Here is a 12183-nt window from a genome sequence, read left to right as displayed (position 1 = left end):
CTGAGAAAGAGGGTCAGCCCACCAGCTCGGAGAGCTCCAGCCAGCGTTCCTCGAGCGTCTCCAGCTCGGCCTCGACCGTGCGCAGCTCCTCGGCGATCGACTGCAGCCCGACGTAGTCCGACTGATCGTGAGCCGCCAGGCGCTCGTGCAGCCTCTGGGTCTGACCGGTGAGCTTCTCCATCCGGCGCTCCACGGACGCGAGCTCCTTCTGGGCCGCGTGCGCCTCGGCTCCCGAGACCGCGGCAGAGCGCGGCGCGGAGACGCCCGTGCCCTTGCCCTCCGTCGAGCTCAGGGCAGGTCCCGCGGGCGTACCCGCTCCGGTGTTCCTGCCGCTGCCACCGGCGCTCGCCGCGCCCGCCTGCTCCGCTGCCGTGCGCAGCTGGATGTACTGATCGACCCCGCCGGGCACGTGCCGGACCTGACCGTCCAGGACCGCGTACTGCATCTCGGTGACGCGCTCGAGCAGGTACCGGTCGTGCGAGACCACGATCAGCGGACCCGGCCAGGTGTCCAGCAGATCCTCCATCGCCGTCAGCATGTCGGTGTCCATGTCGTTGGTGGGCTCGTCGAGCACCAGCACGTTCGGCTCCTCCAGCAGCGTCAGCAGCAGGTTCAAGCGACGCTGCTGACCGCCGGAGAGGGCGCCGACGCGAACCTTCTGGTGGGCCGCGGTGAACCCGAGCCGCTCCAGCAGCTGGCCGGGGGAGACCTCGTCCTTCCCGGTGCGGTACGAGCTGCGGTAGCGGCCCACCACGTCGCTGATCCGCGAGTCCTGGTCCTCCTGGAGCCCCTCGATCCGCTGGGAGACCTGGCGCACCGTGACCGTCTTGCCGCGCTTGACGCGACCCGCCTGCGGCTCGAGGTCACCCGTGATGAGCTTCAGCAGGGTCGACTTGCCGGCGCCGTTGGGGCCCAGCACGCCGATCCGGTCCGCCGGGCCGATGTGCAGGGTGACGTCGTGCAGCACGCGCACGTCCCCGTAACCGGCGTCGACGTCGATCAGGTCGATGATGTCCCGGCCCAGTCGGGAGGTCGCCAGCTGTGTCAGCTCCACGGTGTCGCGCACCGGCGGTTCGTCGGCGACCAGCTCGTGGGCGGCGTCGACACGGAACTTCGGCTTCGAGGTGCGGGCCGGGGCGCCCCGCTGCAGCCAGGCGAGCTCCTTGCGCATGAGGTTCTGGCGCTTGGACTCGATGGCCGCGGCCTGCCGGTCGCGCTCGACCCGCTGGAGGATGTAGGCGGCGTATCCGCCTTCGAAGGGATCGACGACGCCGTCGTGGACCTCCCACATGCGCGTGCAGACCGCGTCGAGGAACCAGCGGTCGTGGGTGATGACCACGAGTCCGCCGTCCTTGGCGCTCCAGCGACGGCGCAGATGCTCGGCGAGCCAGGCGATGCCCTCGACGTCGAGGTGGTTGGTCGGCTCATCCAGCAGCAGCACATCCCAGTCGCCGACCAGCAGCTCGGCCAGGTGCACGCGCCGCAGCTGGCCGCCGGAGAGATCCGCCAGGTGCGCCTCCAGGTCGATCTCGTCCAGCAGGCCGGCCAGGACGTCGCGGATCCGCGGATCGGAGGCCCATTCGTACTCGGGCCGGTCGCCGACCACGCGGTGGCGCACGGTGGTCTCCAGCGTCGCCTCGTCCTGCTGGCTCAGCACCCCCACGCGGGTGCCGCCTCGCACGGTGACCCGGCCGGAGTCCGGCTCCTGGAGCCGTGCGAGCAGTCGCAGCAGCGTGGACTTGCCGTCACCGTTGCGACCGACCACACCGATGCGGTCGCCCTCGTCGATCCCGACCGTGACGTTCTCGAGCAGGATGCGGTCGGGCAGGGCGACGTGCAGGGACTGGGTGCCGAGGAGATGGGCCATGCAGGGGAGGTCCTTTGCGAAGACGGGAACGCGTGAGCAGTGGAGATGACGGCGGGGCAGCGGCGCCGGACGCGGCGGCCGGAGGACCCGGAGGATTCAGCCCTCCAGCGGGTCGTCCACCTCGAAGGTCAGCAGCAGCGAGCGCAGCGTGTCCGCGAGGGCGGATCTTCCGTCGGCCGTCAGGGGCCGCAGCAGTTCGCGCTCCGCAGCCAGCAGGGACTCCATGGCGGCGTCCACGCGGGCCACCCCGTCGGGCTGCAGACGCACCTCCACCGCCCGGCCATCGTGCGGGCTGCGGTTCTTGCGGACGAGTCCGCGGGCGACCAGCTTGTCGATCCGTGCGGTCATCGTGCCGCTGGTGACCAGCGTCTGATGCATCAGCGCGCCGGGGGACAGAGCATCGTCCCCGCTGCGACGCAGCGCCGAGAGCATGTCGAACTCCCAGCCTTCGAGACCGGCGGCCGCGAAGGACTCGCGGCGCGCGGTCTCCAGGTATCGGGCCAGGCGCGAGATGCGGGAGAAGACGGCCAGCGGCTCGATGTCGAGGTCTCCGCGCGCCTGCCGCCAGCCCTCGACGATCCGGTCGACCTCGTCATGGTGCGCCGAGGCGGCGCCATGGGAGGAGGGCGAGGTGGACATGGGCCGAGTCTAGGCGGCGGCCCCGCGGCCCGGGCGGGCCCGGACCGTCGCGGGTGGCGCGTCCCACGGCCGCGCGCCCGCCGATCCCGTGCCCGCTCCGATCCCCGGGCACGGGGCGATCCCGTGCCCGGGGATCGGTCGCGGATGTCACCGGGTCAGGGGCGGTCGCCGCCACGCAGGCCGGGTTCCCGCTGCAGGGCGGCCAGTCCGAACCAGGAGAGGTTCACCATGCGGGCGGCCACGATCTCCTTGGCCGGCTCGCGGGTCTCCAGCCACCACTGGCCCGTGTAGGCCACCATCCCCACCAGCATCTGGGCGTACATGGTCGCGTCCCGGGAGGGATAGGAGTGCAGGGCCAGCTGGGCGGCCAGGATCTCCTCGACGCGCTGTGACACGTCTGTCAGCAGGGAGGAGAAGGTCCCGCCGGCCTGGCTGACGGGGGAGTCGCGCACCAGGATGCGGAAGCCGTCCTCGTTCTCGTCGATGTAGGACAGGAATGCCATCGCGGCCCGCTCCATCAGCAGGCGGGGGTGGGCGCGCTGATCGCGCAGGGAGCGCTCCAGATCGGCGAGCAGCGTGCTGACCTCGCGATCGACGACCACCGCGTACAGGCCCTCCTTGCCGCCGAAGTGCTCGTACACGATCGGTTTGGAGACCTTCGCCCGGGCGGCGATCTCCTCCACGCTGGCCATGTCGAAGCCGCGCTCGGCGAAAACGCTCCGGCCGACCGCGAGCAGCTGCTCACGGCGCTGCCTGCCGGTCATCCGGGTGGGCCGCCCGCGCGGGGCGCCGTTCTCCGCCATGGCGGGCAGTCTTCCACAGCGGCCCGGTGGTCCGTCGCGCGGCCGCGCGGGCGATAGGATCGGCCCGCGTCCGCGACGCCGCCTCCCGTGCCCGCAGTCCGCTGCGCCCGCCGCCACGCGGGTCCTCGACCCCGGGCGGTCGGCGGCATCGGAGACTGCTCCGCCATGGTGTAATCGGCAACACCTCAGATTTTGGTTCTGAAGTTTCAGGTTCGAGTCCTGATGGCGGAACGCCCACCGCCGCTGCTGCGGCGCTGTCGCACCACACCACCCGTCGATCCGAGGAGCCGCTGACGTGGACAAAGCCGAGACGCCTGCCCCCGCCGCTGTCATCGTTCTGGCCGCAGGCGCCGGGACCCGCATGAAGTCCCGGACGCCGAAGGTGCTCCACGAGATCGGGGGCAGGTCCCTCCTCGTCCATGCGCTCACCGCTGCCGAGGGCACCAGCCCCTCGGAACTGGTCGCCGTGCTGCGCCACGAGCGCGACCTCGTCGCCGAGCACCTCGCCGAGCATGCGCCCGAGGTCACGGTCGCCGACCAGGACGAGATCCCGGGCACGGGCCGCGCGGTCCAGTGCGGTCTCGGCCAGGTCGCGGCCACCGAGGGCACCGTGCTGGTCACCTACGGGGACGTCCCCCTGCTGGATCCCGCCGCCCTGCGGGAGCTCGTCGCCGCGCACGAGGACGCCGGGGCCGCGGTCAGCGTGCTCACCGCGCGGGTGCCGGACCCGACCGGCTACGGTCGCATCCTGCGCAGCGAGGACGGCACCGAGGTGCTGGGCATCGTCGAGCACAAGGACGCCACCGACGCGCAGCGGGGGATCGACGAGATCAACTCCGGGATCTACGCGTTCGACCTGGCCGTGCTGCGCGATGCTCTGGGCCGCCTCGGCACCGACAACGCCCAGGGTGAGATGTACCTGACCGATGTGCTGGCCATCGCCCGTGCTGACGGCCGCGCGGTCCGCGCCGTGGTCACCGCGGACGTCACGATGGTCGAAGGCGTCAACGACCGCGTTCAGCTCGCACAGCTCGGCGCCGAGATGAACCGCCGCATCCTCGAGCGCCACATGCGCGCCGGCGTCACCATCGTCGACCCCGCCACCACCTGGATCGACGCGGATGTCACCATCGCGCAGGACGCGGTGATCCGGCCCGGAGTGCAGCTGCACGGTGCCACCGACATCGGCGAGGACGCCGTGATCGGCCCGGACACCACCCTGCGCGACACCGAGGTCGGCTCCGGCGCCGAAGTGCTGCGCTCCCACGCCGTTCTCGCCCAGATCGGGGCCGGTGCCAGCGTCGGCCCCTTCTCCTATCTGCGGGCAGGCACCGTCCTCGGGGCCGACGGGAAGATCGGCGGGTTCGTCGAGACCAAGAACGCCCAGATCGGCGAGGGTGCCAAGGTTCCCCATCTCAGCTACGTGGGCGACGCCGAGATCGGGGAGGGCACCAACATCGGGGCCGCCACGATCTTCGCGAACTACGACGGGGTGACCAAGAACCGCACCACCGTGGGCAAGCACGTCCGGGTGGGCTCCGACAACATCCTGGTCGCCCCGGTGACCATCGGTGACGGGGCAGCCACCGGCGCGGGCACCACGGTGCGCAAGGATGTGCCGCCGGGCGCTCTGGCCGTCAACGCCGTCGCGCAGCGGAACATGGAAGGATGGACTCTGCGACGCCGTGCGGGGACCGCGGCCGAGGCAGCGGCCCGGGCCGCGCTCGGGACCGAGGACAGCCCCGCCACGGAGACGCCTGCAGGACCTGCCGCCGAGGAGAACCAGGAGCACGAGCAGCGATGAGCGGAATCGTCACCACGGGGGAGAAGCGGCTGGTGCTGGCCTCGGGCCGGTCCCACCCGGTCCTCGCCCAGGAGGTCTCCGAGGAGCTCGGCGTCGAGGTGCTCCCGATGGACGCCTGGGACTTCGCCAACGGCGAGATCTATGTGCGCTACGGGGAGTCCGTTCGAGGGACCGACGTGTTCGTGCTGCAGTCCCACCCCGCGCCCATCAACACCTGGCTGATGGAGCACCTGATCATGATCGACGCCCTCAAGCGGGCGTCGGCCAAGCGCATCACGGCCATCGCCCCGAGCTTCCCCTACGCCCGTCAGGACAAGAAGCACCGCGGCCGCGAGCCGATCTCCGCGCGCCTGGTGGCGGACATGTACGAGACCGCCGGCATCGACCGGATGATCTCCGTGGATCTCCACGCCCCGCAGGTGCAGGGCTACTTCAACCGGCCGCTGGACCACCTGATGGCGCTGCCGATCCTGGCCGACTACATCCTGCGCAGCTACGGCGACGAGGACATCGCCGTGGTCTCCCCGGATGCGGGCCGGATCCGCGTCGCGGAGCAATGGGCCAAGAAGCTCGGCGGGGTCAACCTGGCCTTCATCCACAAGTCGCGCGATGCCAACCGGCCCAACCAGGCCGTCGCCAAGCGCGTGATCGGTGACGTGACCGGCAAGACCTGCATCCTCGTCGACGACATGGTCGACACGGCGGGCACGATCGTGCAGGCGGCCGACGCCCTGGTGGCCAACGGCGCCTCCTCGGTGATCATCGCCACCACCCACCCGATCCTCTCCGACCCCGCCACCGAACGCCTCAAGTCCAGCTCCGTGCGTGAGGTGGTGTGCACCAACACGCTCCCGATCCCGGCGGACAAGAAGTTCGACCGGCTCACGGAGCTCTCCATCGCGCCGCTGATCGCCCGGGCCATCCGGGCCGTCTTCGACGACGGCTCCGTCACCAGCCTGTTCGATGGTGAAGTCTGATCGACGTACTGCGAGCTTGCGAGCGGTAGGAGATCGGGCAGTGTGGTCGGGCCTGATCGACGTACTGCGAGCTTGCGAGCGGTAGGAGGTCGGATGGTGTGGTCGGGTCTGATCGGCGCGAGGCTCCTCACGCCGGCGGCGCCACAGGGGCCGCGGCGTGCTAATCTCACCGCGTCACTTCGGCGAGGGAGTGGGCGCTGCCCCCTCCGTGATCGACGCGGTGCGGATGTCCGGGAGCGGTGCTCCCGTGCCCCGTGGCGTCGCTCATCGCCCGCATCCGCACCCACGAGGAGCATCCCATGGCTGAGAAGCTGAACGTCGAACTGCGCGAGGACTTCGGCAAGGGCGCAGCCCGCCGCATCCGCGCCACCGATCGCGTCCCCGCTGTCCTGTACGGACACGGCGAGGCACCGATCCACCTGTCGCTCCCGGGCCACGAGACCGCGCTGGCCGCCCGTAACCCCAATGCGCTGCTCGAGCTCGTCCTGGGGGACGGCGCCCAGCACCTGGCGCTGATCAAGGAGATCCAGCGCCACCCGCTCAAGCGCACGCTGACCCACCTGGACCTGATCACCGTCCGCAAGGGCGAGAAGGTCGACGTCGACATCCCCGTCGTGGTCCACGGCGAGCCGGTCTCCCCGGCGGTCGCCTTCGTCGATCTGCAGGCCATCACCCTCTCGGTCGACGCGCTCAACGTCCCCGAGCAGATCGACATCGACGTGGACGGCACCGAGGACGGTTACCAGCTCTTCGCCGGTGACGTCACGCTGCCCGAGGGCGCCGAGCTGGTCTCCGACGCGGAGCTGCTCGTGCTCAGCGTCTCCGAGCCCCGTGGCGAGGCCTCCGAGGACGAGGAGACCGAGGCCGACGCCGAGAGCGGCGAGGAGCCGGCCGAAGGCGACGAGGAGTCTTCCGAGCAGGAGTGACCTCCCCGAGCGGCCCCGCCGGGTCTTCGGCACCGGCTATCCGCTCGATTGCTCACATGCACCGCCCCGGGGCGTCGCGCACTGCGCGGCGCCCCGGTACGGTATCCGGGGCCGCCCGCCACGCCGGGGGCCCAGGCCGTGCCGGGCAGCAGCGCCCGGACGGCGCCGACGCTGCATCGAGGAGCCGTCCATGACCGTGAGCGATCGTCGAGTGGGACCTCATCTGGTGGTCGGCCTCGGCAACCCCGGCGCCAAATATGCGGCGACGCGCCACAACATCGGGCACATGGTCCTCGACCACATCGCCGGTGCCGCCGGGGGCCGCTTCGCCGCCGCTCGCCGGGCCCAGGCCGTCGTGCTCGAGGGCCGGCTCGGTGTGCCGGGCTCGGGCGAGCGCGCGATCCTCGCCAAGACCACCACCTACATGAACGTCTCCGGCGGGCCCGTCAAGGCGCTCGCCTCCTACTACGACATCCCGCCGGAGCGGATCGTCGTCGTCCACGACGAGGTCGACATCCCGTTCGAGGCCGTCCGCCTCAAGCTCGGAGGCGGCGAGGGCGGCCACAACGGCCTGCGCGACATCACCAGGGCGCTCGGGACCAAGGACTACCTGCGTATCCGGGTCGGCGTCGGCCGCCCCACCGGGTCCCGCGACACCGCCGACCATGTGCTGGCGCCCTTCACCGCCGCCGAGCGCAAGAGCCTCGACCTCGTGATCGCCGACGCCGCCGATGCGGTCGAGTCCGTCGTCCTCGAGGGCCTGACCACGGCCCAGCAGCGATTCCACTCCCCGAAGGCGTGACACCTCGATGAGCACCACCACCCACGCACCCGCCACCTCCACCCGGGCACCGCTGTCTCCGCTGCTCGACCAGCTCTCCGAGGGCCGAGACCTCACTGCGGTCCGCTCCCTCGTCGAGGACGGATCGGGCACCGGCGAGGGCGGCAGCATCGTCGCGGCCACCGCCCTGTTCCCCTTCGTCGTCGCCGATCTCGCGCGCCGCGCGAGCGCCGAGCACCCCCTGGTCGTGGTGACCCCCACCACCCGCGCCGCCGAGGATGTCCGCTCGGCACTGTCGGCACTGGTCGGCACCGAGCACCTCGCCGAGCTCCCGGCCTGGGAGACGCTCCCTCACGAGCGGCTCTCCCCGCGAGCCGACACCGTCGCCAAGCGGCTGGCGACGCTGCGGCGCATCGCCCATCCGGAGTCCGAGGATCCGGTGCATGTGCTGATGATGCCGGTGCGCTCCCTGCTCCAGCCGATCGCCACCGGGCTCGGCGACCTGGCACCGGTGCGCGCGGCCGTCGGCGACACGTACCCGCTCGAGGATCTCGAACGGGACCTGGTCGACTCCGCCTACGTCCGGGTGGACATGGTGGAGAAGCGCGGCGAGTTCGCAGTGCGCGGCGGCATCCTCGACGTGTTCCCGCCCACCGAGCCGCATCCCGTGCGCGTGGACCTCTTCGGCGACGACGTCGATGAGGTGCGCTACTTCTCGGTCGCCGACCAGCGCTCCCTCGACCCGGCGCCGCGAGGGCTGGACGCCCCGCCCTGCAGAGAGATCCTCCTGACCCCTGCCGTGCGTGAGCGCGCCCGGGCCATGGCCGACGAGCTGCCCGGCGCACGCGACCTGCTGCTGCGGATCGCCGACGGGATCGCCGCCGACGGCATGGAATCCCTCAGCCCGGTTCTGGTCGACGGGATGGAGCAGGTCACCGACACCCTCCCCGAGGGCTCACGCTTCCTGGTCCTGGACCCGGAGAAGTCCCGTGCCCGCGCGGCGGAGCTGGTGGCCACCACCGATGAGTTCCTCGCCGCCGCCTGGTCCAGCGCCGCCGCCGGCGGCGGGCTGCCGATCGACGTGGGCGAGGCGAGCTTCGTGCCGCTGGCCGAAGCCGAGCGGCATGCCCGCGACGGTGGCCGCCCCTGGTTCACCCTGGCTCCCTTCGGACTGGATGCCGACGTCGACCTCACCACCTCCTCACGCACCCACCCGGGCTATTCGGGCAAACCCGGTGACGCCGCGAAGGATCTGGACAAGCGCCGCCAGGACGGCTGGTCGGTGCTGGCCACCATGGTCGGTGCCGGTGGCGCCCGGCACGTCACCGAGAACCTCCGCGGCGAGGGCATGCCCGCCGTGTTCACGCCAGAGCTGGAGGGGCCCGTGGCTCCGGGCGAGGCCGTGGTCACCGTCGGCCCGTTCCCGGAGGGCCTGATCGACGAGGACGCCCGCGTGATCCTCGCCTCCGAGCGGGACCTGACCGGTAAATCCGGCGCCCGCCGCGCCGAGGAGCGCCGGATGCCCTCGCGCCGGCGCAATGTCGTCGATCCCCTGCAGCTGCGCCCCGGCGACCACGTCGTCCACTCTCACCACGGCGTCGGGCGCTTCGTGGAGATGACCAGCCGCACCGTCGGCACCGGCGCCAAGCGCACCACCCGCGAGTACCTGGTCATCGAGTACGCGGCCTCGAAGAAGGGCCAGCCCGGGGACCGCCTCTACGTCCCCAGCGACCAGATCGACCAGGTCACCAAGTACGTCGGCGGCGAGGAGCCGGCCGTCAACAAGATGGGTGGCTCGGACTGGGCCAAGACCAAGTCCCGTGCCCGCAAGGCCATCCGCGAGATCGCCGATGAGCTGGTGCGGCTGTACTCGGCCCGGCAGTCCGCGCCCGGCCACGCCTTCGGGCCGGACACTCCGTGGCAGCGCGAGCTCGAGGACTCCTTCGAGTTCATCGAGACCCCGGACCAGCTCTCGACCATCGAGGACGTCAAGGCGGACATGGAGAAGCCGGTCCCCATGGACCGATTGATCCTCGGCGACGTCGGCTACGGCAAGACGGAGATCGCGGTGCGCGCCGCCTTCAAGGCCGTCCAGGACGGCAAGCAGGTCGCCGTCCTCGCCCCCACCACGCTGCTGGCCCAGCAGCATCTGGACACCTTCACCGAGCGCTACGCCGGCTTCCCCGTCACCGTGCGGGGCCTCTCGCGCTTCCAGAGCGCCGCGGATTCCGAGCGCACCGTCGAGGGCATCGCCGACGGCAGCGTGGACGTGGTCATCGGCACCCACCGGCTGCTGACCGGCAACGTCCGGTTCAAGGATCTGGGGCTGCTGATCGTCGACGAGGAGCAGCGCTTCGGGGTCGAGCACAAGGAGACGCTGAAGGCGCTGCGCACCAACGTGGACGTGCTGGCGATGTCCGCCACCCCGATCCCGCGCACACTGGAGATGGCCGTGACCGGGATCCGGGAGATGTCGATCCTGGCCACGCCGCCGGAGGAGCGCCACCCGGTGCTCACCTACGTCGGGGTCCAGGACGACAAGCAGGTCACGGCGGCCATCCGCCGCGAGCTGCTGCGCGAGGGCCAGGTCTTCTACGTCCACAACCGGGTCGAGGACATCGATCGGGTCGCGAACCATCTGCGCGAGCTGGTGCCCGACGCCCGGGTCCAGGTGGCCCACGGCAAGATGAACGAGGCCCAGCTGGAGCGCGTCATCATCGACTTCTGGGAGCGCGACTTCGACGTGCTGGTGTGCACCACCATCGTCGAGACCGGCCTGGACATTTCCAACGCCAACACCCTGATCGTGGAGAACGCCGACAAGTTCGGTCTCTCGCAGCTGCATCAGCTGCGCGGGCGTGTGGGCCGCTCCAGCGAGCGCGCCTACTCCTACTTCCTCTACAACGGGGCGAAGCCCCTGACCGAGACCGCCCATGACCGGCTGACCACTCTGGCGACCAACACCGACCTCGGGGCCGGCATGCAGGTGGCGATGAAGGACCTCGAGATCCGCGGCGCCGGCAACCTGCTGGGCGGCGAGCAGTCCGGCCACATCGCCGGGGTCGGGTTCGACCTGTACGTGCGGATGGTGGGCGAGGCGGTCGCGGCCTTCCGCGGGGAAGGGGCTGCGCCGGAGAAGGAGATCCGCGTCGAGCTGCCGCTGGATGCGCACGTCCCGCACGACTACATCGGCTCCGAGCGGCTCCGGCTGGAGGCGTACTCGAAGCTCTCCGCGGTGCGGGAGCTCTCCGAGATCGAGCAGATCCGTTCCGAGCTCACCGACCGCTACGGCCCCCCGCCGGCGCCGGTCGAGGTGCTGCTGGACGTCGCGCGCTTCCGCATCGATGCGCGCGCCGCCGGCATCGACGAGGTCCAGGCCCAGGGCAAGATGATCCGCTTCGCCCACCTCGAGGTGCCGGACTCCGCGGCGATGCGCATGAAGCGCCTCTACCCGGGCACGCTGCTGAAACCCACCACCCGCCAGGTGCTGGTGCCGCGGCCCACCACCTCCCGCTTCGGGGGGACGGAGCTGCGTGACCACGAGCTGCTGGACTGGGCGCGCGAGGTGCTGGGCACGCTCGTGCCCGCCCCGGTAGCCTCGCCCTCGTGAACGACCCACGTGAGGCGGACCCTGCTCCCGCTCGCGGCAGTGAGCTGCTGCGAGCGGTCGAGGTGATGGAGGCCCTCCGCGCGGCCGACGGGGACGCCTGGACGCACCAGCAGACCCACGCGTCGCTCGCGCGATACCTGCTGGAGGAGACCTACGAGGTCCTCGAGGTGATCGACGACCCGTCGGCCCATGGACCCGGCGCGCTGGCCGACGAGCTCGGCGACCTGCTGTTCCAGATCCTCTTCCACGCCCGTGTGGGGCAGGAGTCCGACCCGGCCTGGGACATCGATGACGTGGCCCGTGCCTTCGTCGCCAAGATGGAGCGGCGCAACCCGCACGTCTTCGGTGAGAACCGCACCGAGACGCTCGAGGACCCCGGCGACGTCGAGGAGATCATCGCCCAGTGGCATGCCGCCAAAGCCGCGGAGCGACGGGCCTCCGGCCAGGGCGAGAAGGGCTGGTTCGAGGGCATCCCCGCCCAACTGCCCGCCCTGCAGAGCGCCGCCAAAGTGGTCCATCGGGCACGCTCGGCCGGGCGGCTGGACGAGCTGCTCGAGGCTGCCGACGGTGCGGCGGCGGCCGAGGACTCCGGGCAGTGGGGAGGGAACCTCGGGCGCTCCCTGCTGGACCTCGTGGTCACCGCCGAGGCGCGCGATGACGACCCCGAGACCGCGCTGCGGGCGCTGCTGACCCGCATGGCCGCAGCCGGTGAGCCCACGCGCCAGGACCCCGCGGCGGGCGGCGCGCACCACACGGCCTAGACTGTCCGAGGACGG

Annotated in this window: 9 protein-coding genes and 1 tRNA gene; 7 read left to right on the top strand and 3 right to left on the bottom strand. The window is 71.4% G+C overall.

The features are described 5' to 3' along the window. Nucleotides 1–13 precede the first annotated feature (13 nt). The 3 genes from ACFQRD_RS16190 to ACFQRD_RS16180 form a co-directional block, all read right to left on the bottom strand. Nucleotides 14–1867 carry an ABC-F family ATP-binding cassette domain-containing protein gene (locus ACFQRD_RS16190; RefSeq protein ID WP_377804765.1) on the bottom strand — a complete coding sequence of 618 codons (1854 nt, stop codon included), beginning with the start codon at nucleotides 1865–1867 and terminating at the stop codon, nucleotides 14–16. A gap of 96 nt (nucleotides 1868–1963) precedes the next feature. Beyond that, complete coding sequence (locus ACFQRD_RS16185) at nucleotides 1964–2506, bottom strand: MarR family winged helix-turn-helix transcriptional regulator (RefSeq protein ID WP_377019585.1); 543 nt, start codon at nucleotides 2504–2506, stop codon at nucleotides 1964–1966. Between the two features lie 155 nt (nucleotides 2507–2661). Beyond that, a complete protein-coding gene (locus tag ACFQRD_RS16180) occupies nucleotides 2662–3309 on the bottom strand; it encodes a TetR/AcrR family transcriptional regulator (protein WP_377019583.1) in 648 nt (215 codons plus the stop codon). 159 nt (nucleotides 3310–3468) lie between these two features. Here ACFQRD_RS16180 and ACFQRD_RS16175 point away from each other — a divergent pair. The 7 genes from ACFQRD_RS16175 to ACFQRD_RS16145 all read left to right on the top strand — a co-directional run bounded on the left by ACFQRD_RS16175 (nucleotide 3469) and on the right by ACFQRD_RS16145 (nucleotide 12168). Continuing rightward, nucleotides 3469–3540: transfer RNA gene (locus ACFQRD_RS16175), tRNA-Gln, on the top strand. 64 nt (nucleotides 3541–3604) lie between these two features. Next, nucleotides 3605–5113: a bifunctional UDP-N-acetylglucosamine diphosphorylase/glucosamine-1-phosphate N-acetyltransferase GlmU gene (glmU, locus tag ACFQRD_RS16170; protein WP_377019582.1), complete on the top strand. Its 1509-nt coding sequence runs from the start codon at nucleotides 3605–3607 to the stop codon at nucleotides 5111–5113. Continuing rightward, nucleotides 5110–6090 carry a ribose-phosphate diphosphokinase gene (locus ACFQRD_RS16165; RefSeq protein WP_377019581.1) on the top strand — a complete coding sequence of 327 codons (981 nt, stop codon included), beginning with the start codon at nucleotides 5110–5112 and terminating at the stop codon, nucleotides 6088–6090. Before glmU ends, ACFQRD_RS16165 begins: the two co-directional genes overlap by 4 nt. Nucleotides 6091–6389: 299 nt before the next feature. After that, nucleotides 6390–7016, top strand: coding sequence for a 50S ribosomal protein L25/general stress protein Ctc (locus ACFQRD_RS16160; RefSeq protein ID WP_377019580.1), 627 nt, complete (start codon nucleotides 6390–6392; stop codon nucleotides 7014–7016). A 190-nt stretch (nucleotides 7017–7206) separates the two neighbouring features. After that, on the top strand, nucleotides 7207–7818 hold the full coding sequence (pth, locus tag ACFQRD_RS16155) for an aminoacyl-tRNA hydrolase (RefSeq protein WP_377794219.1): 612 nt from the start codon (nucleotides 7207–7209) through the stop codon (nucleotides 7816–7818). A 7-nt stretch (nucleotides 7819–7825) separates the two neighbouring features. After that, nucleotides 7826–11407 (top strand): transcription-repair coupling factor, encoded by a 3582-nt coding sequence (gene mfd, locus ACFQRD_RS16150; protein WP_377804764.1) that lies wholly within the window; start codon nucleotides 7826–7828, stop codon nucleotides 11405–11407. Further along, entirely contained in the window at nucleotides 11404–12168 is a 765-nt protein-coding gene (locus ACFQRD_RS16145; protein ID WP_377019577.1) for a MazG nucleotide pyrophosphohydrolase domain-containing protein, read from the top strand. The genes mfd and ACFQRD_RS16145 overlap by 4 nt, the downstream gene beginning before the upstream one ends. Nucleotides 12169–12183: the final 15 nt, after the last annotated feature.

The sequence above is a fragment of the Brachybacterium sp. GCM10030268 genome, from assembly GCF_042666305.1.
Taxonomy (GTDB): Bacteria; Actinomycetota; Actinomycetes; order Actinomycetales; family Dermabacteraceae; genus Brachybacterium.
Note: the sequence above shows the minus strand (reverse complement) of the source record. Positions and strands in the feature narration are given on the sequence as shown.